This is a genomic window from Rhizobium leguminosarum (assembly GCF_010668065.1).
Lineage (GTDB): Bacteria > Pseudomonadota > Alphaproteobacteria > Rhizobiales > Rhizobiaceae > Rhizobium > Rhizobium leguminosarum_S.
This window is the reverse complement of record NZ_WUEN01000007.1, coordinates 163,911-189,523: the sequence shown is the minus strand read 5'-3', so window position 1 is coordinate 189,523 and position 25,613 is coordinate 163,911. Positions and strand designations below refer to the sequence as shown.

Here is a 25,613-nt window from a genome sequence, read left to right as displayed (position 1 = left end):
TTGTAACAAGGCTTGAGGATCCCCGTGGCCCGCCGATGGTCGCCTATCGCTTCGAAGATAGCCGTGCTGGCGATCGTGTCGCCCGGCATCTGAATGGCTATCACGGCATCCTCCAGGTCGACGGATATGGTGCCTACAACAAGCTCGCTCGATCTGACGGAGGCAATGACGGCGTGATACTGGCCGGCTGCTGGTCCCACAGCAGGCGCAAGTTCTACGAGCTCCACGCCTCGGAAAGCTCGACGATTGCGACCGAGACGGTGGAACTGATGGCAAAGCTCTGGCAGGTCGAAGAAACAGCCCGCGGGCAAAGCCCTGATGCTCGTGTCGCGGCGCGTCAGCAGACATCTGCTGCCGTCGTCACTGAGCTCTTCGACCTTTGGCAGAAGACTCTGCCGCGGATCTCCGGCAAGTCGAAGCTCGCCGAGGCTATCCGCTATGCCACCTCGCGTCGCTCCATCTTCGAACGCTTCCTCACCGACGGCCGTATCGAGCTCGACTCCAACATCGTCGAGCGCGCGATCAGGCCCCAGACAATTACGAGAAAGAACAGTCTCTTCGCTGGCAGCGACGGCGGCGGAAGGACCTGGGCGACAATCGCCACGCTCCTTCAGACGGCGAAGATGAACACCGTCGATCCACAGGCCTGGCTCACCCAGACCCTCGAGCGCATAGCCAACGGCTGGCCCAGCAGCGAACTCGATGCACTCATGCCGTGGAATTACGCGGGCTGAACGGTCTCAGCTTGCCGCTTACGCAGCATCAGAAAGGCCGCGAGCTTAACCCCGCAAATATCTTCGAAAAACTTTCCGGACTTCCTCCAGCCGCAGCGTCCATAAAAGCTTATCGCAGATGCATTGAACGCTCCGACGTATAGCTGTCTACCTGAGCGCTCAAGCAGCCTAACCTGCGGCATTCACCGGATGCTTACTGCTTACTCTGTTGGGAACCGGTTGCAGCTATAGCGCCATCGACGAGTTCACGCGAACCTGCTCGCGCCCAGCGTGTCAGATGGCTTCAGCAGCAACCCGAGGCAACCTCACTCTTGCGATTCGCTATGGTCACCGTGATCTGGAGTCTTTAAGGTAAAATTCGCGTGAGTGTGCGTTTCCACTTAACCGCTTTGGAGTGCTGGACGCAACCCGGCTACATTGTTCCAAGGAACGATCCGTGAATACATGGTAACACGCGCCGGGGTTCATACGTTGGTTGCTCTACCTTCCAACGACCACGAGCGGCGCCCAATTCAACTCAGTCGTCTGAGCTAATCCCGGGAAAATCTTACCGTTTCGCATCATTTGCATGGCACTTGTTAGTGCAACATCCATGGGTATTGCGCCACCATCCCATTCAGCTAACGCATATTTTAGCAAAGCTTTAGTTATTATGGTATCCAAAGGCCAGTGCGACACAATCACTCCACTTGCACCAGCGCTTAGAAACGCATCGGCCAAACCTAACAGCGCGTCGCCACCATACCTTCCATCTGAGCTCGCGGAGTTGCAAGCTACTAGGAAGACCCATTCTGCGGAGATATCCAGCGTGGCGATTTCGTCCGACGTAAGTATACCGTCATGGGAATCTAAGGGTCTTGCCTCACTTGGTGCTGACATTATCAAGGCGGGCTGCGCTATCCCTGCGACCTTCTGAGCTTCATCCGATAAAAGCCCATGGGTCGCGAATACAACAACCTCAGCCTTCGAGAAACTGGGGTTATTTCGCAATGCACTCTCAGTTGCAGCAGCACCGCTTAGTAACCATTCACTACTGGACTCATTGATATGCTGATGAAACAGCTCTGCGATTCGCTTGGTTCCTGAAACTGAGCAGAACTGTCTAAACCGAATTCGCTCAACAAACCCCGAGTCGTTTCGTAGAGAGTATGGAGATCGGCTGCACTCTTCCCAAGTTCCTAGTCCACCGGGATCTGCAACAGCAAAGAGTGATTTAAATCTCTGGCCTGCCCTCGCATTCGCGGGGAAATATAGTGCGTCCAGGCCAGGCACTACAACAGTTCGAAAGCGCTCATCAAGCCATGCGCCCTCGGAGCCCACATTCTGCGACGGAAACCGCAACAAATGAAATGGGATAGAAGATAATGGGCCTGCGGCAATTATGGTGACTTTGCTACCATTGAGTTCTTCTGCAATGTCCGCCAATACCAGACCGCCTATTGCTCTTAATGCACTTCTGTCAACGGATGTCTTTCCAACGGCCGCCTTTAAGCTCCGTCTTGCGTCATCAACTAATTTTTCGACGGTACCGCCGCCTGTATCGGTTCGGTATACGATAACTTTACTATTAGTTATGACGGACTTGTATATCGTGGAGCCCTGACCAACTACCACGAATGCGTTCTCGTCACTCGCCAGCTGCAGTTTTGAAGGAGGCACAGCTGAATGAAAAGAGAGCCGATCTTTGAGGTTGGACTCAGACATTTGGTCATCCCAAACTTCGGTATTTCTGACGATCAGGTCTGCAAGCGTTGAGCGTATTTCATTGTCGTCTGCTGGGCGATTCCCGCATGGCGCCTGCAACTCTAGGGCATCACCAATTTGACGGGTACTCATCAGGGCGAACAGAGTGTCGGTAGCTATGAATCGATTGCTTGCCCGCTCGACTCTTTCGAAAGCGATTGCACGTCTCAGCGCGGATGCGTCTGATGACGCTCGCGCAAGCCGTGCTCGGTTGTACGAGATCGCAACTTGCGAACGGGTCCCAACCCTCAACTCATCCAGTACGGTGTTCATTTGCGGTGGTGATAGCTCGCTTCCAAGCAAACGAATTCGGTTGGCAGCCTCCAACGCAAAAAGCAATGGACTAAGGGGAACATTCCCCGCAGCGTCGGGCATCCGACCGAGCTCACTACGCCATTCATGATTTAGGACGCTAGACGGATAAGCGGACGAGCCATCTACGAGGTCTGTCAATTTCGTGAGAGGCCGCTCCTCCAAAAGCCCTCTAAAGAGGAATGTGCTTCCAAACGGTTCTCCGGCCGAACCTGGCCACCACTCTCTTAGTAAACCGAGCTGATCAAGGGCCTCAGTGGGATTACTCGAGGCTAGCAGCACGCGCGCTTTTAGGTAAACAAGTTCGGCACGTGCACGGAGGTCAAGGTTCTGACGCTGTGCCGCTTGGCGCAGGAGCTCGACAGCAAATTCAGTCTGGCCGAGACTCAGTAACATGTGTGCAACCGCAATTTGCTTCAGCAGCATGTGACCGTCTGTAATTTCCTTCATTTGCCCCAGAGTCGAATTACCTTTCATGCCTGGTGCATTGGACAGATCCCAAATTTTGCGAAATGTGGTTAGTGCATCGTCCCAGTCCCGGTCATAGAGCTGAATTACAGCTAAAGCGTGGAACAATTTGGATTTGTACACCTTATCGGCGGTTCTCTCAGCCGATGTCGCTAGAAGGCGTATAGCATTCTCTTTGGACCCTCGTGCGACAAGTGCCTGAGCAAAGGCAAGCTCATCTCCGTTGAGGGCTTCACTTAATTTCTTCACACTCAGAGCATCTAAACTTGCTTTGTTGGTCGAGCAAACCCGAAGAGCGGCGCTTATGTTATCGATAGCGCTCTGTCTTTGATCCTCTTTATCGAGGATAAGTCCACTTTGCCGTAGAAGCGGCTCGGCAAGAACGTATTCTGTTAGGATTTGCTGCGCGCTGAAATGCTCTCCTTCCTGAGTTAACTTGACCACATGAAACAATGTTTCCGAGTCAACGTCATCCAATGTTTCTTTCAGAAATTCCAGACGATCTGCATTATGACCTTCGCCAGCTAGACGCGCCAGGATCTCCAAAACGCGCCTCGGGCTCTCCACTGAAAATGTTCTCAGAAGCGATTCATGTAAAATACCGTTTATCTCACGTCCCGAGACGAACTGGATCTCTCCCGCAAGAAACCTCTCCTTCAGGGTCTCTATCTGGGCATCAACCTCTTGTCGCGCTGCGGTGTCTATCCACAGCCGGCTTAGCCGCAGTAGCTCTGCTGAGTATCTCCCTGTTCCTCCTCGATTGATTTCGATATTCGCGAGAACGGGCTTTAATCTATTGAGAAAAACTGCGTCGTCATTTGTCAACACGGCGATCCGTAGGACCTCCCGTAAGGCCCTCCACGAAGGCTCGCCATCAAGGACGGGCACCTCTTCAACAAAGTTGATTACGGCGTCAGCAAGCATTAGCGCGCTCGGATATTGGCCGGTGTTGACAGCTTTTCTTGTTAAATCGAGTAGTATCTCGGTAGCGCCCTCAATTTCGCTTGTTCGATTGCTCCAGCCGTTTGTCTTCGGCCACCCAAGCTCTGCTTCAGCGTGGACGCTTTGTCCAATAACTGACAGAGCCTCTTCAAGTTTCCTCGTACTGGTAGAGGTCTCAGTCCAGTTCTCTGTTAATTTAGCGACGGCCGATGGGAACGGAGAAGTTTCATCCTCGAGAAAATGAGGGCGCGCTATTGTTTTCAGCCCTTCAGGCATCCGGCCTGATAGACCGATACGGCTGTAAAAAGTACGAAGTTCGTGAAGAGCGGATTGGGCATTCTGCCCTGTAACCTCGACGTAGCTAACCCTTCCTTCCAAGTATCGGAGCTCTGCAATTTCGACCGCATCATGTCGTAGATTGAAATCACCGCTGAGCAAATCTGCGCCTTTGGAGAATATGACTTCGGGCGTAAAAATCTCTAAAACAAGTTCCACGATCAGAGACTCCATCTCTTCCACGTTTGATACATCGAATGCCGATACCAAAGAAGATATACGGCTATAAAGTGGGTGCTCGTCACCTAGCTTTCCGGTTTCGCGCACCATCGGAATTACATCATATAAAGAGAGTACGGGTTCTATTGCTGAATTCCCATTAGCTATAGCGGCCTGTAACTTGAGTGCTGCAAACCGAAGTCCCTGCTTGGAGTTGCATACTTTTTTAGTGGATGAAGATGTCGCCCAGTCGAAGAATTCGCCTAATTCGGGGCTGTAGTTCTCATGGTCTCTAATCTCAAGAATCATTATCAACGGCGCACATAAAGATGCGCGACCTGCTCTAACTTCGGCAATGTACCTCTGGATGAGTTTTTGTGAGCGCTGTGTTACTTCCTTTTCGAAGCCGGCATTCGATAAGGCAACGATGGAGGCTAGAACGCTATTGGCGTCTTCGTCGAGGTTGGCATTTTCGATCAGTTTTAGCTCTGAATCTATCCGTTCTCGGCCAGCTCCCTTAAGCGAGGCATACATGATCATCGGGGAGATGGGAGGGTCATTGTCATCTGAGGCGACAAGCGACCCATCCAGCCCAAGCCCTTCTATCGGTCTAGCAGCTATCGAAGACAGCTCTGGTCTATGTTCACTGAGAAGCGGCGTTTCTATTAGAGTGGTAGTTGGCGCTGATCCATACCATAAAGCTACTCTGGCCCACTTGGTTGCTACGTGAGGCTTCCCGAGTGCTTCGGAAGCTAAAGCTGCTATCGCAGCACTCTCAGCACAACGTGTTCGCTTCCTTATCCGCCAAGCTAGCTCCTCGTCCGCGAGCTCCGAGGCTAATCGTTGAGCAGTCTCAAAGTCGGAGACTCGCAGGTATCCAGCCGCAAGCTTCACTTGCGTCTCCAATCGAACCTCGGGCGCTAGGAGAGTGCCGTTTGACGAGCTAGTCCATAGTTTTATCAATAATTTCAAATGCAAGTCGAATTTTTTTTCTTCAAGAAAGATTTCTGCCAATCTCCAAAAAGCTAACACATCATCCAATTCATATTGGTTGCCCTCAATGTTGGAAATCGAACGCACCAAAGCGTCTCGCTCGCCCTCCTGCTTGGCGACAACGCGGTTATAAAGCACTTGCGCCCACGCTCCACCTGCACTTCGGCCGCGCAAATGTACGGCCAATTTAAGGGCATCATTCAACTTAGTATTGGCTGTTGCGGTGTCACCTTTTGCTTCAGAGCTCGCCGCTAAAAGAGCAAGTGCGTCACTGGCTTCTCGAGGGTAGTCCGTCCGCGAGGCTAACAGGGCCAACCACGGCGGAACTGAAGATGGATCAGCACTTAGTTGCTCGGTCGCCCATTGGATGCGTTCCCGGCGAAAATAGGCCTGGTCGATCCAATCGCCAGGTTCGTCCAGCGGAATTTGATTTATGGCGACTCGGCTAGCCTCCACCAATAATTGACGTGGGTAGCCAAATCGAGCTAAATGCACTTGCCAACGAGCAACATTCAACGGTGGAACGGCATGGCGAAAGCCATAGGCCAATTCGATCCATGCTGCATCGCTCTCTGCGTTGATATCAGAGCGGATCGAAAGCCGCCTCTCAGTCTGCGACCAAACAACCTCCTTTTCAGAGCCATTTCCACGCTTGGAAGCCAGTCCAGAAAGTTGAAACCAGAAGAGAGCCGTCACAGTATCGTGACCTTTCTCTGACGCCATCCCTCTGATAAGCGCGATCTCTGCCCAAAGGTCGAAATACTGCGCGTTTCGGAGATATCTGTCCTTGTCACCCGACCGCAATGGTAGCCGCCAAGGAGCACTTGGTAGAAACTTCTCCGCTCTTCCTAGTGGCAACTCAGTCGCTCGCAGGTCAGTCTCGAGCGAGGCCCTGGCTGCCATTGTAAAGATGGTAGCGAGCTCCAGCCGCGCTGCAGGACCAGGATCGAGGCTAGCGCCTCTCTTATCGGCTATCGCCGTCAGGAGGTCATAGATCTCGACCGGATAACCGTTGAGGTAACTTGTAATTATTCGAGCGGCAACCGAAGGTTTCGGATACTTCAGGTCAGAGGTAATATAGCTGGTACCAAAGGCCCTTGTATTGGCAAGTCTGTTAGAACCTACGGCCGTGTCAAGTTGAAGGTTTAGGTAGAACCAAAGTGTTTTGAAAAACGGAGACAAAGTGTCAGGTTTAAATGCTTTACGCTCGTACTCTCCTCTTAAAAGAGTTATCTCCTGGATCGCGTCGCTTCTCCTTAGAGTCTCAAGGTAGTGGGCCGCTAGTATTAATCGTCCCTGTGCTTTAAACACGTTTACAGAGAATTTCGGAAGTATCCTGGCTAGCCGCGCACCGCCGATTTGGTGTTCACCAGCAACTAATTCGGCGGTTGCCTGAGATATGCACGCCTCTTCATCGAGATGGAATAGTTGTTCGACATTTTCACTGCATGCATCCGTTGCAGCTACTGGATTTAAGGGCATGAAGAGGAGCCCAAAAAATATCCAACGTCTCCAGGTCATGGCTCTGCGCCACCGCCGCGCCCCCTCGACATCAACTCTTTAAACTGATTGACCGAGTCCGTATCATCTTCCGGTGCGAAAGGCAGCCAAATCTGATGCAAATTGTCGGAGGTCCCTAAGACTGCACCTGCCCAAACGGGCACAAAAGCTGGCAATGCAGCTATTGGCAGCACATCTGTATTCAGCATTGTGAACGAGAAGCCGCCCGACGAACTTACTTCCAAATTACCTGCACCACTAAACTCCCGCTTGATTCCCTTCACAGTCTCATCGAGCTCTTCGTCAGTGCTCAACTCAAATACGACCTTACGTTTTGCACTGTAAACTTCTCTAATTACCAGGAGCACCGGACCGTCAGGCGACTTGGCAATGCCGGATTTCACACCGTTCATAATTGGCTTCAGTTCCGGACATTTCGATTCAACATATCCGGCTATTAGATCGTGCTGAGACACTGAGGCCACACTGACGTTCTCAAAAATGATTTGCGCCGACCGAATTTCCTTTCCTAGTGCGCTAGACGAAATAAGATCCCCAAGACCAAGTGCAATCGCTGAAGATTCAGAGGACGACGTCTTGATGCTTGGCAGGACTGACGGAGTTGCAGCGCCGATCTCTAGAGCTGGAAAACAATTGATCCTGCTGTTGATCCATGCGCCTGTCTTACTATCGTAAACATCACCAATCGAATGGGACCCTGGTCGTACTATAGGTATCAAGCCCATCTCGCCGAAGTATCGAAACAGCTCTGAAAATGCCAAGCTATTAGCAGCCGCAATTTCTTTTAGATGCTTAACTCTTAGATAGTGGTAAGTTCCTAATGTTGTGATGATAACACCAAGTAGACAGGTACCGATGAAGACAATCCGGCGGCCAGCCCAGAAACTGGAGTTACCTTGCTGCTTGCGGCTGAATGCGACCACTCGATTTCACCCCCCCTTTATTTAAGCATATTGTAATCTTAACACGCAGATGTTGCAACAGCACGATAAGTGCTTCATTTTTATGACTTAAGAGCGAGTAATCGCTTCGACACTTGAGTGTGACCAATGAGTGCCCGGTGGCAAGTCGAAACCGCTATCGTGGGGCGCTCCGAGACAAAGAGAATGCGGCTACCGTTCCAAAGGAACAATCTCAACAAATAGGCATGGTCAATCACGATGTAGAGCTCTCAACATGAGACGACGATGATGTTGACCTAGGCTTCGGATCGATCGCAAAGAGCTCCGGAAAAGGAGACCGCTCATGTCATTCGAAAACATGAAACTGGTAGCAGCCAAAAAAGAAGGCCCCACTTGATGCAGCCGGAAAACGCCGTGCAGCGGACCGGGTCGGCTCTCACATCCGGCTCGCCTATTGTTGCGCACATGCGCGGCGCAAGCTGGTCGAGATTACCCGCACCAGTGCCGCGCCGATTGCGGAGGAATGCGTGAAGCGGATTGGTGAACTCTACGGCATCGAAGCCGAGCTGCGTGGCCTCAATCCTGACGCTCGTCTTGCAGGAAGGCAGGAGCGATCAGCGCCACTCATCGCGGACATGCGGACCTGGCTTACCGATCATCGCGCCCGCGTCGCTGGCAAAATCGCCGCTCGGCGAAGCCCTCGCCTATATCGCCAAATATTGGGATGGGCTCTGTGTCTTCCTTGGTGATGGCCGTATCGAGATCGACAACAACACCGTCGAGAGAACCATCCGGCCGATAGCCCTCAACAGGAAGAATGCTCTCTTCGCCGGACATGACGCCGGAGCCGAGAACAGGGCGACCATCGCCTCGCTGATCGAGACGTGCAAGCTCAATGCCGTCGATCCGCTCGCCTATCCAACCAGCACACATACCGCCATCGTCAACTGCCATAAGCACAGCCAGATTGAGGGTCTCCTGCCGTGGAATTACCCCTCAGGGTGATACGTGCCTAAAGGCTTCTGTTGGCGTAAAGCAGGTTGCGCAGGGCCTCTTCCATGTCATCTTGCATCGATATGCCAGCTGCGTTGCGCAGCTGCAGTGCAGCATGGCGCAGCATGACTTGCAGATCAGCTCGCGAGATATCTACAATCCGGTCGGCGGCGTCATCGAGGAGAGTGGCGGTATCGGGCGAGGTCATTTTTCAGCACCCGTCATAGTTTTTGTTGCCGCTGGCTGTGATTGTATAGGTTCCGCCTCGAGGGCCTGTAAAGCAATGGGCAGACGTCGTTCGAGGCGCCGACAAACGCACTGGCGCGACAGGCCTCGATCGATATCGCGCTGCGCTGGCGAGTAAGGTTTTTCCAAATTCGCAAGCATAACCGTCCCCATCTCGGTCAAGCCCGTGAGGGTCTGAAGCAGGCCCGCCGCTCCGCAGGAAGAAGCGTTGCGCGTCTCCTGTAGACGAGAAATCGGAACAATCGCGATCGAACGCCATATCGGCGGATCGCGCGTAGGCAGCAACTCCCACTGAGGAGCTGGTTCGGCGGCCAAGATACTCGTCTCCCGAGGATGTTTCCCCGCGCACAGCCAGCTCGGCTTCGATCATCATGACGTCTCGCATCGACGCGGAATAGGTCAACTTGTTCCAAAGCTGGATGCTCGGAACAAGCGTGTAATTGACCGGAACAGGAGGTGACGATTGGGGTGAAGAGACACACCCGCCGAGCAGAAACAAAGGTACAAGAAGCAATACACGCATTTTTCCGCCCCACCCTCAAAACGCGAACGTGACACGCTGCAAGCGGGAGTCAAGTTCGGCGATGAATGGATTAGCCAGCAAGTTATCGATCGGCGTCAATCTGGCAGACCGTTGCACACTCCGCTGCGTTCCGTTCCCTTCATGATCCAATTATCTGCAGCGCCGGCGCAGCCTTTATGCACGGCTCGATGCGTCGATCGTTCGCATCACGTGAGAGAGCTAGATGTCGCACCAATACGCGAGAGACGCGTGAGGCGATTGAACTGGCCAAAGGCGGATCATATCGGCGGCGCTTGATTAGGTCACCTGCAAACACGCTTTAAGAGCGGAACATCAAAAGCGCAGCGAGCCGGGTTCCAAAAACATCCTCGAAAAATTCGCCGGTCTTGCGCCACCCGCAGCCCTCATAAAATGCAATTGCAGAGGTATTGAAGGCTCCGACCGCCAGCCAACGACCGCCAGCGATATACGCGTTATGCAGAAGGCTGAAGCCGATCCTATTTCCCCGGAAAGCCTTGGCAACGGATAACGCAGTGATGAACTCCTCGAACTGGTTGATCACGCCCACGATTTCTCCATCAACTTCGGCGACCTGCATCGTGTCGATAAACAGCCGCAGATGCTCGCCAACTACGTCCCCGTCGGTGAAGCGCTTGACGCTGTCTGCGGACACCTGGGTTCCGTACGTCTCCATCCAGCAGACGTGAAGCAGTTGATGCAAGGCCGAAGCGTCGGACGATCTCGCGGGTCGAAAAATACAGTCAAAATTTAGGGGATCAATCATCCGAAGGCTCCTTCTTATAGGAGCAGCGATCCGGGATGACCTTCTCATATTCAACTGCCGAGAGAAGTTGACCTTAGGCAGCGATCGACCGGAAGGCGCTTTCAGCTAAAGGAGGCGCTTATGTCATTCGAAAACATGAAATTGGTAGGGGCCAAGAAGAAGGCCCCACTTGATGCAGCCGGGAAACGTCGTGCAAGGCTGCTGCATCAAATCAACAAGCAGATCGACTTTGCATCGAAATTCACACCAGCGCGGGCGCAGCGTGGAAGATGGTTTCAGCAGGAACCGGACGGCAGCTTCACTCTGGCGATCCGCTATGGCCGGCGTGATCTCGAACTGTCGAAGGGAAAGTTCGCAATCTCATGCACATCCACCGACGAGTTGATCAAGGCGCTGGAGGCAGGCCGCTTGCATTGTTCAAAGGGTCAATTCGACGAGCAGCTGGAGCGGATTTCCGGTGAGATAAGGCAGGGCTTTAAGCGATAGCAGGTGATGAGCAGCGATTGGTTGGTGGCAGGACACTACCAACCAATTTCTCCCGAAATGCGAAAACAAGCGATTTTTTTGTAGCACCGGGCTGACGGGCTCTTGTATTTCTGCAGCGCGTTACCAAATGCACACTCCCCACGGTCCGCCGTGGTAACTCTAGAAAGGGAGTGAATGCATAAGTCCAGTTTCGCGAATAACTTCACCTTCAAGATCGAGCCTGACGAACAGGGAGGTGCCACCAAGAAAGTAAGTATCAACAGGCACAATATTGCGGGGCCTCCCGATCCGGGAGAAAAGAAAAAGAAAGCGGTTAGCGCTCATCTTCTTATTGGGTTCGACACCGAATACCAAACGATCAAAGATCGTGAAAACCAATACGCCATTGAATATGGCGCCCAAAATGATCTACTCTCCTATCAATTTTCCATAAAGCTCTTCGACAAGAACGATCTGGGTCAACACCCGGAAGCTGAAGGCATTATTATTCCTGAGGCGGACCAGCGTCTATCAATGGAGGAATTTATAGGATTTGCGATCGGGTCACTGATCGAAAAACATCCTGAGATCATTCTGCCGACCAGCATTTACCTCCTCGGCCATTTCATTCGTGCGGATTTGCCAGCATTTTCCGATTTTAAGGAAAAAGCGCGTCAAGGCATGAGCAACATTCGCAGCACGTTCGTGACTCTGAAAAACGCGATACCAATCGGATTTTCAGTGGGTGAAAACGAGATTGCTGAATTCAAAGTTAGCATTCGAGACACCATACTGCTGTCACCAGCGAACGCGAAATCGCTCGCAGACATCGGTGAAATGCTAGAATTCGAAAAAATTCAGCTCGGGACGAAACCGGAAGAAGAGAAAGACATAAAACAGAACATGGCCAAATTTCGAGCTGAACGATGGCCGGAATTTCGAGAATATGCCATCCGCGACGCGCAAGTTTGTGTCCGGTATGCTGAACGCGTGATTGACCAGAGCGACAAGCTATTCAAATCATTCAAAATGCCAACAACGCTAACTTCGTTCGGTACGAAGCTGGTATTGGAGGGGTGGAAGAATGCCAAGCAAGACGTTCTAGGCATCCTAGGGCGTGAGAAGGTCAAAGAGAAGAAATTCAGCCAAAAGCTCGGCCATTTCATAACGACAACCTCAACGCCCTATATGGAAGAAGTTTTCTACGAGGAAGCGTTCATAACGGAAACGTATCACGGCGGACGAAATGAACATTTTCTGTTTGGTGTAGCCGATTTCGGTCAATGGCGAGACCACGATCTCAGCTCAGCTTATACGACAGCTATGTCTCTGATCGGTCTTCCCGATTGGCGCAACTTGGTCAACATCGGCTCCTTGGACGGCATTCAACCAACGGACCTCACCTATGTTTCCGTCGACTTCGAATTTCCCGATAATGTTCGCTTTCCGACCTTGCCAGTCAGGACATCCAACGGGATCTTATTTCCTCAGAAGGGACATTCGAAATGCGCGGCTCCCGAGATATTTCTAGCAATGCAGTTGGGTGCAAAGCTACGCTTCCGCCGAGGCGTGAAAGTTCCATTCGACGCTGAAACCAGGGTCTTCCGGGATTTCATTCGGACCAGCATTCAAAATCGAAGCAAGCATCCAAAAGGGTCATTCGACAACCTGTTTTGGAAAGAGGTCGGCAACAGCACGTATGGCAAAACAGCACAAGGTCTGCGGGCGAAGCGTGTCTACAACTTGAATGCAGACGACATGGAGAGTCTGCCGGAAAGCAAGATTACGCAACCGTACTTCGCATCCTTTATAACCTCTTACACCCGCGCAGTCCTTGGTGAAATCTTAAACAGCTTTTCTGAAGCGGTTGAGGTCTTTAGCGTGACCACCGATGGATTTCTCTCCAATGCAGATGACGTAGAAGTTGAGAGAGCAACGAGCGGACCTTTATTCCAGTCATTCGCTCAAGCACGGAAAGAGCTCGATCAATCAAGCGAACCACTCGAAGTGAAGCATACGGTCCATCGTCCGATAGGATGGAGAACGCGCGGATCGGCAACCCTTGTGCCAGGTGCCGGAAGCAATGGCATCGTTCTCCAAAAAGGAGGCATAAAGACGGATGTCTTCAACGATACAGTGGAAGAAAATTCCGAGATTGTCAGGCTTTTCCTGAATCGGAAACCTGATGACAAAATCCATTACAAGACAGGAATCGGCATCAAAGAGATGATGCGCAATGATACGGATTTCGTTTTCCGTTCAGTGAGCAAGCGGCTATCGATGGAATTCGATTGGAAGAGGGTTCCGATCGGAGAGAAAGAAGTAGATTTCGAATTCGAAGGTCAGCAATACACGCATCTAACTTTCGGAACCGATCCTATCGAAACCGTTGCCGGTTTCGATCACATACGTGATGCTTGGGAGAAATATAACAAGCAAGAACATCACAACCTAAAGACGGTAGCCGACTTCAGGAATTTCGACACCTTCCAGACCGCTCTGAGAATTCCAGGTGAAAAGGCAGCTCTCTACCTTAAGAAAGTGGATGGAGATCTCCAGCGCCTGAAGCGCGATCTATGTCGAGCATTCCAGCATCAACAGGCGGGTTTCGATCTGATGAGGAGCAAGAACAAGGTCACGCATGGTGATTTTCGAAACGCTCTGAACCAGGCTGGTATTCCATGCAAAATTACTGATATCGAAAATGCCAAAAGGAAGGAATTTCATCCACATCAAACTCCAGACATGGAAAGAGTTCGACAGGCATTGGAAACGCTGAAAAACGATTATTTTGCGGAACTGGACATCGGATTGTTTCTTCCGGAAGGCGCCATGGAAAAAATTCAAAAATCCCCTGATTCCTTGGCAGCTTGAATCAACGTCGGTTTCCGATTTCTGATTTTTCTCCATACCCCCTTCCTCGCCTCGAGGTGAAGGGGGTATGTCATCAAATTCCGTAAAAGATAATTCCCCCACTCCCATATATAACTTTTACGGTTTTTCTAATTGCAGATGAATATAGTAAGAAACACGCAGGTAATATCCAATCTCAATCTCGATGTTGTCGATATCATATCATTTTCATACTCCGTAGAAGTCTGCTCCCCACCTCCCATATGTAGCTTTTACGGATTTCGGAGCGAAATACCTTTCGACGAAATTAAGATTGATTAGCTGAAAACAAAGCTCTGTTTACGACTGTCGTTGAGGGTAAATTTCCAAATCGTCCGGAACGCTCAGGTCGATCGTATTAAAACCCAGGAATTTCGATGAATATGAGGACAGCTTCCCTACATCGATCTTTCGATTTCTGTCCGTCTTACTCACTCCACAGACATTAATTTCATCGAAGTCATATCGATCGTCCACGTCATTGCAGATCTCATCGATCTTCTGACGGAACGCCCCCCGCTGACCGTTTCCGAAAACCCATATCGAATGGATATGGAAGTTCTCGATTGGACCGCAAGATTTCCAGTATCGCGTTCCGTTAACGTCCGCAGCAGCGATCATAAGCGGTTGGAATTTCCTTTTGCTTGGCCGATGAAAATTCGAACCAAGAAGCGCTTGGCACACTTCTTTATACACTCGATCAACGTTATCGAATTCAGCGCTCAATTGGCGCCGTTTGGATCCACCTAGCTCTCTTTGAACGCTAACGATGGTTGCTTCGCTGACGCTCAGCCGAGACTTGCGTCTCGCAAGCTTTCTTTTGTCGAAGGTGAAAGTAACGAAAAACGCGTTTGCCTCGACATAGGCGTCATAGGGTTGGAATGGCAGGCGATTACGATCGAGGAAGCTCTCTATCGTCGTTTCGAACCAGTCGGAATAGCTTCTTGCAATTGCCTTGGGGCTTGGAGAATGAATTGGGCTGTTTTTGGACATGATAATATAAAGGCCCACGGAAAGCATGAGCTGTAAGGTGAATGAAGGCATAGCCAGATCTTCCGAGGACATCCGTCGGTAGGTGGAGATGCTGGATTTGGATGATTCTATTTAGGAAATGCCAACGATGGCTGCACGGCTGCAAAAGAACAAAGTAAGAAAAAAATCGGAGAAACTAATCTAGACTTTGCCAGACCTTAGCTTGAACGGGCTAGTGCTTTCAATTGGTCCACAGCTATCAAAAGCTTGTCATCAGGCAGCGAGGCAAGAACAGCATACCCCTGATTTATCTTATCTCTCCGGGCTGGTGTGATTTGTGCATCCTCTGGCAGCAGTAGACTTTCAATCGACGAGTTAAGAACCTTCGACAGTGCTATCAGGGTTTCGACGCTGGGCACGCTGTTGCCCCGTTCAATCATCGAAACGGCGTCCATCGTGCGTCCGATTGCTTCAGCTAGCTCGGTTTGCGTCATGCCTTGAGCCTTACGCAGCTGACGGACTAACGAGCCTATTTGCTTCCCTGATGTCATGCGCCAGACATTGGCGAAGCTGGCGCACAATGGAATGTGGTTGCACTTCGATCTTTCGTAAAAAATTCGATGTCTAGATCGAATTCTGCTAGCCATATTCAGCAGACAGCATTTATATTGTGAATCGCAATTATAGAGGGAAATTTGATGCGCTTTTTTGGAAATGTTATCTGGTTCGTTTTCGGTGGCTGGTATCTAGCTTTGCTTTGGCTGGCGGGCGCGATTGTCGCCGCATTCACGGTCATTGGTCTGCCGATTTCACGTGCAGCCCTGGAAATGGCAAAGATGTCTGCATTTCCGTTCGGAAAGGACGTCGTTCACGTCCGAGAACTCGACGGAAAAGGACTGAATGCTGTCACCGCTCTAACGGGGACGGTAGGATTCATTGTCAACATTATCTGGGCATGCACCTTCGGATTCGCCCTTTTCATTGCTCACCTGTTTGCAGGCATTCTCTCGTGCATTTTTATCATCACCATTCCGTTCGGACTGCAGTCGTTCAAACTAGCTGGTTTGTCGTTCTGGCCGGTCGGTCGACGGGTAGTTAGCATTGAATTGGCGCGTGCAGCTCGCGAACACAATGCAAAGATCAAGCTGGGGAAAATGCATCGTGTTCCAGTTTCTTCCTAAGCGATCTGTTTCCCTGGGCTTAACGATTGCTGCCATGGCCAGCAGCAGCTTTTCGCCGCGGCAAGCTTTCGCTGTCGATCTCGATAAGATGTTCGACAGTCTTGAACCTGCCTACACGACGATGGCAGGAGCTGAAGAATGTGGCTTAAGGATCGAAATTGGACCGCGCCTTTGGCGATACGCCGAGATGCGCGTCAGAGATTTGGAAGCGCGGTCTGGACTTTCGGACAAGCAACTTCGTTCGAAGAGAGAGGTCGCGAAAGTCGAAGGTCAACAGGTCGCTGCAATAGGAGCCTGTGGAAGCGTTCTGGTTGCTTTTCAGGTCCTTGACGAATTGAGGAAAGCGACTGGCCAGCCCTATCCTGACACCGACGCTCCTACCACTGCAACCCTACCTCCTCCCGAAGCGAATGCTTTAGAGAACCATGCACATGATGTGCAGTCGTTAGTGGAGGCATGGGCTAACGCGTATAAGGCCTGCCGAGGGGGATCTGGCGACCAGGAAAGTACATGGGCAGCATGCGGCAAACGCGACGAGATAGCAGAGGGGCTGGCACGGCAAGGCTATTGTGAAGATAGAAGAGCGGACGGTTCGCCTAATTGGGTCACTTGCCGTTCATCGAAATAGGCGAGCTGCGGGTTCGGACGTCCACCAAGAAGTCATCAATTCGCTGTTGGAGGCAAGGCAAACAGGCTGGAAACGGACCAGGACAATCGGCCTCAATATCAACATCATCTGGGCATGCACCTTAGGAATTGCCCTTTTCCTTGCTCATCTCTTCGCAGGCATTCTCTCGTGCATTTTTATCATCACCATTCCATTCGGCCTTCACTCATTCAAGCTTGCAGGCTTGTCGTTCTGGCCGGTGGGTCGACAGGTTGTCGGTGTCGAACTAGCGCGCGCAGTTCGCAAAGACAATGCAAAGATCAAGCTCGCAAAGATGTATCGTGTTCCAGTTTCTTCCAATGAAAAGCCAGAATTTTCATTAAGCTAAGGCACCTAGAAATGGTTGGATAAATGGATTCAACATTATGTCAATTGAGCTTTCTTCCGAGAGCCGGCTGACGTCGAAACAGCTAGAACGATTCCGTCGTTCTGCGCGCGAAAAAGTAGGGCAGTTTGCGCCCAAGCGCGGGCCGGGTCCGAAAGCATGGCTCGCCAAAGAACTGCGAGATCAGATGGAGCAATGAGGTCGGCCACAAACCGCCAAATCTCTTCTTGGTCCCTACGATTGCAACTCCATACTTCGCTCTTTTCGAGACGCGCAATTACCGCATCAATGTTGGGGTTTTCTTCTACCAGCTGCAAGCTCGCAAGGAACGATCGCATCTGGTCATGCCGAAACTCGAACCGGTCTCCAAGTCGCCGTAGTATGCGAATGCCATCCGCGCAGAGGCGCTCGACCTCCATCTCGCCCAGAGTCTGTCGCTCACCGACAGAAAATTGTCGGCGGCCATCAAGCAACATCTCCCAAGCCGTTCGCTTCAACGCGCTTAAATCCATCGGTTCACCGGAGTCATCCGTTGCCAGCTTCAACACCGAGCGGTAGAGATCGATACGTGAGGCAATATTAATAGCCATGTCTGTCGATTTAGACGCCAGATCTGCAATCAACCGCACGTCGTATCCGGACATGAGGTAATCCAAACCCTTTTTCTCGCCGAGATTGCGATAAATGCGATCGCCCTCTCTCTCTCCTAGCCAGAGTTGAAGTAATCCCTGTGTCAGCACCGAAATATTCTTTGGGAGTGACCAGAGTTCGAAGTCGGCCGTGGGCAGCGATTGGCAAGTCGCAATGATCTTCACGCGCGGATAGGCGGCCACAAATTCAGCCAGTGCCCCGTCTCTATCGGCCTCATTTAAACCATCAAGGGCGAGCGCGAACCGGCCTGACGAAAGCATTGCCTTAAGCAGGCCAATGTCTTCAATTCTAAGGTCATAAGCGATCAGTTGACGCTTAACGATCTCAACGAACCACTCGGAACGTTGGTCGGCCTTCTCGGGGACGTCCGCATAGTCTCGCATCAGAATTGGGATTAAGATGAACCCAAACGACTTAACCGCCGCTACGAAGTTCTTTTGTTCACTAAAGTAACGATGGGTCCAAATACGGAAAATCAAACTCTTACCCATTCCCGGGCCGCCATGCAGCCAAACTAACCGTTTACTAGCCAGCCGCTCAATCAACTCAGATGCATCTCTTATCTCTTTATCCAGCCCAGTTGCCGCAACCTGAAGGTAGCTCGGGGCATCTGATGCCTTCAACTTCCGGATATTGTTAAAATACGGCGCGAAAACCCACTGTTGCGCAAATCGCAAATGCCTGAGCGCAAAGAAGGGCCATACAGCTAATTTGGCCCAGACGGGGTCCGTTAAAACTCGAAGCGCCCAAGAGCGATAGTGTGCCAAGTAGAATATTGCCACGAACGTAATAACGTATAGGGCGACAAGAATAAAAGCTATAATCTTCCACCATCTAGCGAGAAGATCCCACCAACTAAAAGAAATTCTCACCTCTTCTGAGGCGAGCAGCTCTTCACCGCCCTCAACCTCACCTACCAGTTCCACCCTCCAGGTGCCCGGCGTATCAAATTTAGCATTGGCCGTTGCACTTATCCAAGTGCCCTTGTCATCGCCAAATTTCTCGAGCCGAAGAGGCGCCTCAAAAGGTTCATCTCCTTTATCATTGAATACCTTTAGCAATAGGTCGAATGACGAAAGCCCTCTCACGCAAGGATGTTTAAAACGCCAGCGCACCTGTACAGGTACGTCTTGGGGAGGCAGTCGTTCGATATTGCCTCTATTTGCTAATATCGGATCCTCTAAGGGCCGACTCAAAACGACCCTCCTAATTAAACCGTGATTATAGATGATATACTCATGATCGGAGGTGGAGAATACATTGATGTCTGATAACACTGACAACCCAGTCTCCCTAATATGCTCCATGGTTAGCGTTTTTGGATCAAGAATATAAAGACCGTTTGAAGCGCTTATATGGTAATTTCCATTGTATATTCGTCCCATATGTTGTAGAGTTTGCCCTTTCGGAACAAGTATATTGTGAAATACACCTTTATTTCCGACGATTACATAAGATAAATTTCCGATTTTCGTCGAGAATACATTGTCGTCAGCCAGCTTAAGGTCGTCTACTTCAAGCGGGATTTGGCTCTTAGTTAGAAAAGTCGCGAGGGTTTTTTCTCGGACCGAGAAACGGACCAATCCAAGTTCGCCAATCGCAAATCCAACATTTGGCGACGACATAACGACCGAGACGACGCGGCCTGCGTCGTGAGGTAGTGTGGAGATTGTTTCGTCGTTTGCGTCAAAGATGAATATGCTCGCGTCAGAACCAAGTATCCAAGTGCCGTTACCGGCCTCTTGAACAACGGAAATCCCTGGGGCATCGGAAAGACGTTTTGCTTTCCCTTCCTTGATATTAGCTAGGAAAACACCCGAATCCGAAGCAACTAAAATCCTCCCATTTTGGGTCGACCGAAAAAGTTGAATTCCCTTCGTTGGTAAGCCCTCGATAGGTTTGATTTGACTGGTTGTCTGATCCCATCGGAATATAGCGTCAGCAAAACCGAGGTACCAAAGGCGAGGATCATCAGTGGTTGCCATGGTCCCGTAAGAACCGTCGGAAACCGTTACCGATTTATTTTTCAGTGAGATGACGTTCACGGACCTTGCCCCCGAGGATGGAGCGTAGACGATATTTTGGTCATCTATAAGCCCTACAACAGGTTCGGCAACTCTGGGCGCGCTGATGACAGTTATCTGACCGTTGAGCCTATCATAGACACCGACGCCCCCTCCGAGATCATTAGTATATTGGAAAAAAACTCTATCCCCGAGGACGAAAAAATCTGTTGGTCGTACAACATTCTCCGGAAGATCAACAATTTTCATGTTCTCAACGTCGAATAAATGCGCGTTTCCTTCCGTAGAAAAACTCAGTACAGCTATGTTTTTTGAATTACCTTCATGCAACAAAAAAATATCATCTAGCATCGCCTTCCCAAGATATGCTGTCTTTCTGTCAGATATTCTTACAGCGTAAACTCTTCCGTTATTTGTAATAAGTAATGTCTCATTTTTGAGAAATCCTGCGTCGTCGAAACCGGGTAGATCACCGACATCTTCTTTTCCCAATGCGGCCTTTTCTATTTCTTTTAGTGAGGCTATTTCGGTGCGATTTCCCGCATGATCAAATTCGACCACCGTGGCGTCTGAAACCACGATCACTCCGTTAGAGGTCTTAACGACGTGTTTGATTTCGTCGGGCCAATCAAAGACATCCATCTGGGGGCGCGGTTCCTGCCTAAATAGCGTCACCGCATTGTCGGTTGCAAGTATGAGTTGACCATGATCGAGAGAGAGGAGGCCATCGTCAATTGGGGTGGGGAAGTCAGAAGGGCCAAAGCACGATAGGGGTACATCCTTTCCGGATGCGAACGAAGCCAAGGATAAGAGTGGAATTAAGCTGCTTACGAACAAAAGCTCTCGGTACATGTTTTTCTGCCGCCCCCATAAACCTTAGGTGGCAATCATATAAGTTTCTATGCGTCGCGTAAATATAGTCGGAGCCCGTTCAAACATCGGTCAGTCTCTTTTTGGTAATGCAGGATCCTGGCGGCTTTATCGATCAAGTAATGGAGAATATGCTGCTCGGCCTCGAAACCTCGGACCCAGACTGTCGCCAAAGAAGATCCCTGGGGGCAGAGTCAGATTGCAGATTCGATAGAGTATTTTCAGACATCAACCGAAAAGTGACCGCTGTGATATCTGGGGTCTCCGGTGTGACAAACAGATCGCTAATTTATTTCTCGCGGCGCGCGGATCATGAGGATTTTGGAAAAGAGGATCCCACCCGCACGCCAGGCTGTTGAGATTGCCATCTTCGTCCAGATGATCCACCGGCGAGATAGGTGCTCTCCTCCATCCACTCCCGGTCGATAGATATGATCGCGTCGTTGCGCGTCGTGACGAACTGGCCCGGTAGGTCGCACGGTGCGTCTTCCATGTCGTCTTTCATCGAGACCGGTGGAGTGCTGCCATGCCACGAAGGGGAATAGTCATCTGCTCGTTCCGTCAGTTGAAGAAGTCTCGGTCGACATCCGGAAAGGACGAAATTTTGTTCTCGATGAGGTTCTTGTTCATGCAGCCGCATTTGTCGTTAAGTTGGCTCAAATTGTTGACCCGAACAGAGATCGGCTGGATCCGTCAAACATAAACCAACGTTTATGTTTGACGGAGACCCATGAAATACGTCGCCTATTATCGCGTTTCGACATCCAAGCAGCAGCGCTCCGGACTTGGCTTGGCTGCCCAAAAAGAAGCAATCGTGAACTTCCTACAGGCCAATGACGAGCTTGTCGCTGAGTTTGTCGAAACGATATCCGGAAAGCGGGATGATCGCGTTCAGTTGGCAAACGCCATCAAAACGGCTCGCAGAAGCAACGCGAAATTAGTAATTGCCAAGTTGGATCGATTTTCGCGCAAAGTAAGCTTCATTTCTCGAATGATGGAAAGTGACGTCGGTATCGTCGTGGCTGACATGCCCACGGCCACGGAATTTCAACTCCATATTTTCGCAGCATTAGCACAGGAGGAACGCCGGCTGATCTCAGCTAGAACAAAAGCTGCCTTAGTTCAGGCGAAGCAGCGCGGGGTACAGCTTGGTGCCAATGGCAAACGCCTTGCCGAGCAAAATCGGAATCGAGCAATTCGAAACGCGACGGAATTAGAACCCATTCTGCCGAGGGCTTGGGATGAAATGTCTTACTCAGCCATCGCGAAATATCTGAATGGTAAGGGCGTAACCACAGCGTTTGGTTCTAATTTTCATGCTCAAACAGTGAAGAATTTGGTAACCCACATCAAGCAGGCTTCGGCTGTTAAAATAATTGCGATTTCAGACTAGCGTAAAGATCGTCGCGATACCTGATCATCCTTCCACGCCGATGGTTGATTTGTTGTTAGGGTGTTTCTTTCAGTTGGTGCTCGCCCTCCATGATGCGACATTTTCAGACAACAGATTGCGAACGACATCAGGCGTTGTGGACCCCTCAGCCCGATCAAAGTGTTGGAGATCTCCGAGTAGAATCTTTCGAGCAGCAATACTCAATGTGGCACTCCGGCTTATTTACCGACGACTCCCGATGCCTCGCGGGCCTGGAACAACTCATTAAAAACGCGATCTGCGCCCCACGCCTGCGCCGAAGTGTAGGCGAGTTGTCGGAGCTGATCCGGCTTTAGCGGCAGCGCTCCCGGTTTGTAACCTAGGTCGTGATTTGCTTCCGACCACGCATGTTGGAATAAAGTCTTGATCTGAAGCTCGAAGAATTTGGGCACCACATCTTTGTCAATTTCGGGATCGACAACGTCGGCCGGCAGCATCAAGATATGGTGTTGCCCAAAGTACCCGAATTCCCACTCGTTGTCGGGCAGGATGTCCTGCGTTTCAATCGCGTGTAGGTATTTCAGCGCAACGGCCGATATCCGGGCGACATCATCGGTATAGAATGTGACGATACGTGCACCAATCTGGTCTTGGATTTGATACAGCGGATCATCGTACTTTAGCTTACCATCCTTAAGCTTCGCCGCTTTTGCCATAAAACGCTCCACCGACTTTGGACGCGTCGATATGCGATCAATCCGGACCTCACCTTGCATGAGATCATGCAGGTAGGTCGAGAGCTTTCCGGCAATGGGAGCCAGCGCCTGGGCATGCCGCACGCGATAGTCGATCTCAAGCTGGTTCATCTGATCTTTTCAAGTTTCTCGCCGACGACCGTTCCGATGGTGCTGAAACGGATCTTCCCCTCTCCGTCTCCAATCTCCTCCTGATCGAATACGTCGTCGAATTCGGCGGAATGTGCGGTCAGCATAGCACCTGAGTCCAGTTCGACGGTCCGGTACGGCAGTTGCTTCGTGAATTCAGCAGTGTCGAATTGGAAGTTGTCCGCTGCAAGATCGTTGCGCCCCATAGCTTTCACGACAGCAGCCTTGGCCTCCGGTGTAAAACCGAACCGATCACAGAATTCATTTACGTTGAAAGGTTGACCATTCAATCCGTCGGCTAACGTCACCGCTGCGCTGATCTGCTTTTTTACCTCGAGCTGTGTCGAATCCTTGATTGCCTGCTTAAGCGCAAGAGCTAGTCGTCGGGTCCCGGACGCCGGGCTAGTCTTGAAAGCTGAGCTCAGAAATTCCTTCACCCAATAATCCGATGATTCCAAGTCCTGACTATTGATCTGCTTGTCGACCGCCATGCCATCCCAGAACCCACCGAGCAAGGACTGATCTTGATACACCACGGCCTTATACGAGTGGGCATTTTTCATGAACACTCGGTCGATGAACTCGACTGTCAGCATGTCCTTACCTTCGCTGACGAGCACGCCGTTGTTTGCCCGAAACCGTGAAAGCACCAGTTTGTGCTTTAGGCCTTCCTTGCCGCAAAGCAGAAACAACAAACCAAGTCCAGATCGCTTCGTGGTGACACCCGAAAGTCGCTCCGCAAGAATGCGGCCGGTCCCGACCGATGGTGCTTTAGCGTAATCGAGAAGTATGGTGCGACAGTCGTTCACCTGCGCACCATTTTGATCTTTGTTAAAAGCGATGCCGATCGTGCATTCGGTGTCGGCCTTTTCGTAGACCAACTTCATCAAAGCGAACATGTCACCGACGTGAGGAACTTCGCTACCCACGACCGCGACTGCGCCGTCAACACCCTTGTTTGGATGCACTAAGTATGTATGGATATGTTCTATCGGCACGCGTTCTCTCCCCAACCAGTGCCTTGTGTAGCAGAGTTTGTACAATTTTAAAGATCAAGCACCACACGTTTTCGGGTTACCGCGTGGTCGCTATAGTACCGGTGCTGGCTTATCGATCTGGCATGGCCGGAACAGTTGAACAATCAGCACATTGATCTTTGCCGCAATATTTTGCGCCCTCGCAAGACTGCTGGCGGATGAGCGTCTTCCCAAGATTCCACGGAAAATTCCTGCGAAAAACAATCTTCAAACACCGGTAGACTATTTCGGCGGGTGGTCGCTCTAACGCTACAGCGTCAGGCTAAGATAGCCGCTGGTGCCTATCTAAAAGCTCAAAGTGACATGGTTGAAATCGTGCTTGATTGTTGCCCTGTAATTGCCCCGGGATGTGCTCACATATCCTGATAAAGGGGCAGACATTCGATGTACGACATGCTCAAGCGCCCTGCCATAGTGATCGCGCTGATCCTATTCATCCTCCTCGTGGCACTGACTACCCTTTACATTGCGCACTGCCGCATTGCTACTTTCCCGAACAAGGACGCCCCCGAAGTGCTTTTTTGGATGGAAGTGTCCAAGCAGGTTCTCCAGATGGCGTCTGTCGGCTTGGGCGGCGGCATCATCGCCGGATTTCTGAAGATCCTATTTGACAGCGTTCAGGAGCAGCGGCAGATGGAAACCGCGAGGGACCAGTTTCGAAAGGAAATCATCGCCGGATTCATAAATGCGCGATATGAGGCCACGGCCTGGCGGGAGAAATTCCTGAACGCTCCCTCTGGCCAGCGTGAAAAGCTATATCGAGGGATGATGGAGGATTTTGTCGTCATCAAGGAGAAGCTTTCGCGGGTGTGGCATGACGTGGAGACAGGGAAGCAGTCACTCACGTATGCGGGCGACATTCAGGAGAATGTTATTAACATGAAGGGTTTCTTCGATAATATGCTCAAGGAGTACAGGTCTTTAAAAGATGAGCGCTTAGCCGATTCTTTGGACTTTTTCCTGGAACGGGAGGCCTTTGGCGATTTCCTTAGTGACGGTACGAATTTTAAAAACTTTCTTGACCGCTATCGAGAAACAATCAGGTTGATCAGGCTCGACCTTCTCGGCAAATAGCCCAGCGGTCGGCTTGGATATTCGAGCCAGCCGTTGCTGTGGCGAAGCAGATTGAACTCGTCAAACTCCGCATCCTGAACATCGCTCTTTTCGAAGATGCGCTTGTCGAAACTGACGGCCGGATCCGCGATCGCAGCACTCCCTCTGGGGCCATCGCCTTTTCAAGATGGTGAACTTGCGCCTCTCCTAACAGTGCTGAAGGTACGGAAGCCGTGACCACAAGTAGAACTGAGTGTCCACGATCGAATACAGAGCATTCGCTTGGATTGCGCCTGACGCTTCTTCGATCGTCGTAGGCATCAGTTGGAGCTGACTCACAAGGATGCCCTCTGCGCCTTCGCCAAAGCGCTCCTGTTGGATGTGTCGATTGACAGTTCGGCGGGTATCCGTGAGTTTACATTAACGATATAGTATATTCGGTAACTACGGTCCATAACGGGAGAGTAAGAGATAGCTTACGGCATAGCGTAAGTTGTGGATGAACAAGCTACCGCGCGACGATTCACGCCCTCGCAATTGGCGAAAAGGATTTTATCCTCAGAT

15 protein-coding genes and 3 pseudogenes are annotated in these 25,613 nt (G+C 51.0%); 8 read left to right on the top strand and 10 right to left on the bottom strand.

The window, feature by feature from the left end; genetic code table 11:
* Positions 1-26: 26 nt before the first annotated feature.
* Positions 27-734 (top strand): annotated as a pseudogene (tnpC, locus tag GR198_RS20590) (IS66 family transposase); the annotation flags it as partial.
* A gap of 480 nt (positions 735-1,214) precedes the next feature.
* On the opposite strand, the gene GR198_RS20585 reads toward tnpC (GR198_RS20590), so the two are convergent.
* Both GR198_RS20585 and GR198_RS20580 read right to left on the bottom strand, forming a co-directional pair.
* On the bottom strand, positions 1,215-7,208 hold the full coding sequence (locus GR198_RS20585) for a CHAT domain-containing protein (RefSeq protein ID WP_164069491.1): 5,994 nt from the start codon (positions 7,206-7,208) through the stop codon (positions 1,215-1,217).
* A complete protein-coding gene (locus GR198_RS20580) occupies positions 7,205-8,131 on the bottom strand; it encodes a hypothetical protein (protein ID WP_164069490.1) in 927 nt (308 codons plus the stop codon). Before GR198_RS20580 ends, GR198_RS20585 begins: the two co-directional genes overlap by 4 nt.
* Positions 8,132-8,526: 395 nt before the next feature.
* On the opposite strand from GR198_RS20580, the pseudogene tnpC (GR198_RS20575) reads away from it, so the two are divergent.
* Positions 8,527-9,115, top strand: a pseudogene (tnpC, locus tag GR198_RS20575) (IS66 family transposase); the annotation flags it as partial.
* A 31-nt stretch (positions 9,116-9,146) separates the two neighbouring features.
* Here the strand turns inward: tnpC (GR198_RS20575) and GR198_RS20570 are convergent.
* The 3 genes and pseudogenes from GR198_RS20570 to GR198_RS20560 all read right to left on the bottom strand — a co-directional run.
* Positions 9,147-9,311 (bottom strand): annotated as a pseudogene (locus tag GR198_RS20570) (CopG family transcriptional regulator); the annotation flags it as partial.
* A gap of 3 nt (positions 9,312-9,314) precedes the next feature.
* Positions 9,315-9,608: an excalibur calcium-binding domain-containing protein gene (locus GR198_RS36370; RefSeq protein WP_409514060.1), complete on the bottom strand. Its 294-nt coding sequence runs from the start codon at positions 9,606-9,608 to the stop codon at positions 9,315-9,317.
* A 583-nt stretch (positions 9,609-10,191) separates the two neighbouring features.
* Positions 10,192-10,656 (bottom strand): GNAT family N-acetyltransferase, encoded by a 465-nt coding sequence (locus tag GR198_RS20560; protein ID WP_164069488.1) that lies wholly within the window; start codon positions 10,654-10,656, stop codon positions 10,192-10,194.
* Between the two features lie 120 nt (positions 10,657-10,776).
* Here GR198_RS20560 and GR198_RS20555 point away from each other — a divergent pair, with 120 nt between their 5' ends.
* Together GR198_RS20555 and GR198_RS20550 are read left to right on the top strand one after the other, a co-directional pair.
* Positions 10,777-11,142: a DUF6641 family protein gene (locus GR198_RS20555; RefSeq protein ID WP_164069487.1), complete on the top strand. Its 366-nt coding sequence runs from the start codon at positions 10,777-10,779 to the stop codon at positions 11,140-11,142.
* Between the two features lie 174 nt (positions 11,143-11,316).
* Positions 11,317-13,995 carry a DNA polymerase gene (locus tag GR198_RS20550; protein ID WP_164069486.1) on the top strand — a complete coding sequence of 893 codons (2,679 nt, stop codon included), beginning with the start codon at positions 11,317-11,319 and terminating at the stop codon, positions 13,993-13,995.
* A gap of 318 nt (positions 13,996-14,313) precedes the next feature.
* On the opposite strand, the gene GR198_RS20545 is transcribed toward GR198_RS20550, so the two are convergent.
* Both GR198_RS20545 and GR198_RS20540 read right to left on the bottom strand, forming a co-directional pair.
* Positions 14,314-15,057, bottom strand: a complete 744-nt coding sequence (locus GR198_RS20545) for a hypothetical protein (protein WP_164069485.1) — start codon at positions 15,055-15,057, stop codon at positions 14,314-14,316.
* Between the two features lie 146 nt (positions 15,058-15,203).
* Complete coding sequence (locus tag GR198_RS20540; RefSeq protein ID WP_281412171.1) at positions 15,204-15,536, bottom strand: helix-turn-helix domain-containing protein; 333 nt, start codon at positions 15,534-15,536, stop codon at positions 15,204-15,206.
* Positions 15,537-15,683: 147 nt separating this feature from the next.
* On the opposite strand from GR198_RS20540, the gene GR198_RS20535 reads away from it, so the two are divergent.
* Both GR198_RS20535 and GR198_RS20530 read left to right on the top strand, forming a co-directional pair.
* Positions 15,684-16,166, top strand: coding sequence for a YccF family protein (locus GR198_RS20535; protein WP_164069483.1), 483 nt, complete (start codon positions 15,684-15,686; stop codon positions 16,164-16,166).
* Between the two features lie 569 nt (positions 16,167-16,735).
* Positions 16,736-17,161 carry a YccF domain-containing protein gene (locus tag GR198_RS20530; protein WP_312876459.1) on the top strand — a complete coding sequence of 142 codons (426 nt, stop codon included), beginning with the start codon at positions 16,736-16,738 and terminating at the stop codon, positions 17,159-17,161.
* A 35-nt stretch (positions 17,162-17,196) separates the two neighbouring features.
* Here the strand turns inward: GR198_RS20530 and GR198_RS20525 are convergent, their stop codons facing one another.
* The gene (locus GR198_RS20525; RefSeq protein ID WP_164069482.1) at positions 17,197-20,475 is read right to left on the bottom strand and encodes a hypothetical protein; all 3,279 of its coding nucleotides are present in this window, start codon (positions 20,473-20,475) and stop codon (positions 17,197-17,199) included.
* Between the two features lie 958 nt (positions 20,476-21,433).
* On the opposite strand from GR198_RS20525, the gene GR198_RS20520 reads away from it, so the two are divergent.
* Entirely contained in the window at positions 21,434-22,096 is a 663-nt protein-coding gene (locus tag GR198_RS20520; RefSeq protein WP_164069481.1) for a recombinase family protein, read from the top strand.
* 218 nt (positions 22,097-22,314) lie between these two features.
* Here the strand turns inward: GR198_RS20520 and GR198_RS20515 are convergent, their stop codons facing one another.
* Both GR198_RS20515 and GR198_RS20510 read right to left on the bottom strand, forming a co-directional pair.
* Complete coding sequence (locus tag GR198_RS20515; RefSeq protein ID WP_164069480.1) at positions 22,315-22,941, bottom strand: GTP pyrophosphokinase; 627 nt, start codon at positions 22,939-22,941, stop codon at positions 22,315-22,317.
* Complete coding sequence (locus GR198_RS20510) at positions 22,938-23,957, bottom strand: hypothetical protein (RefSeq protein WP_164069479.1); 1,020 nt, start codon at positions 23,955-23,957, stop codon at positions 22,938-22,940. The genes GR198_RS20515 and GR198_RS20510 overlap by 4 nt, the downstream gene beginning before the upstream one ends.
* A 423-nt stretch (positions 23,958-24,380) precedes the next feature.
* Between GR198_RS20510 and GR198_RS20505 the strand changes: the two genes are divergently transcribed.
* Positions 24,381-25,070 (top strand): hypothetical protein, encoded by a 690-nt coding sequence (locus GR198_RS20505; RefSeq protein ID WP_164069478.1) that lies wholly within the window; start codon positions 24,381-24,383, stop codon positions 25,068-25,070.
* Positions 25,071-25,613 lie beyond the last annotated feature (543 nt).

Excerpts from the sequence above, each read along its gene's own strand:
- GR198_RS20585 (WP_164069491.1), bottom strand. The coding sequence starts at position 7,208 with ATGACCTGGAGACGTTGGATATTTTTTGGGCTCCTCTTCATGCCCTTA.
- GR198_RS36370 (WP_409514060.1), bottom strand. The coding sequence starts at position 9,608 with ATGGCGTTCGATCGCGATTGTTCCGATTTCTCGTCTACAGGAGACGCG.
- GR198_RS20560 (WP_164069488.1), bottom strand. The coding sequence starts at position 10,656 with ATGATTGATCCCCTAAATTTTGACTGTATTTTTCGACCCGCGAGATCG.
- GR198_RS20555 (WP_164069487.1), top strand. The coding sequence starts at position 10,777 with ATGTCATTCGAAAACATGAAATTGGTAGGGGCCAAGAAGAAGGCCCCA.
- GR198_RS20550 (WP_164069486.1), top strand. The coding sequence starts at position 11,317 with ATGCATAAGTCCAGTTTCGCGAATAACTTCACCTTCAAGATCGAGCCT.
- GR198_RS20545 (WP_164069485.1), bottom strand. The coding sequence starts at position 15,057 with ATGCCTTCATTCACCTTACAGCTCATGCTTTCCGTGGGCCTTTATATT.
- GR198_RS20540 (WP_281412171.1), bottom strand. The coding sequence starts at position 15,536 with ATGACATCAGGGAAGCAAATAGGCTCGTTAGTCCGTCAGCTGCGTAAG.
- GR198_RS20535 (WP_164069483.1), top strand. The coding sequence starts at position 15,684 with ATGCGCTTTTTTGGAAATGTTATCTGGTTCGTTTTCGGTGGCTGGTAT.
- GR198_RS20525 (WP_164069482.1), bottom strand. The coding sequence starts at position 20,475 with ATGGATGTCTTTGATTGGCCCGACGAAATCAAACACGTCGTTAAGACC.
- GR198_RS20520 (WP_164069481.1), top strand. The coding sequence starts at position 21,434 with ATGAAATACGTCGCCTATTATCGCGTTTCGACATCCAAGCAGCAGCGC.
- GR198_RS20515 (WP_164069480.1), bottom strand. The coding sequence starts at position 22,941 with ATGAACCAGCTTGAGATCGACTATCGCGTGCGGCATGCCCAGGCGCTG.
- GR198_RS20505 (WP_164069478.1), top strand. The coding sequence starts at position 24,381 with ATGTACGACATGCTCAAGCGCCCTGCCATAGTGATCGCGCTGATCCTA.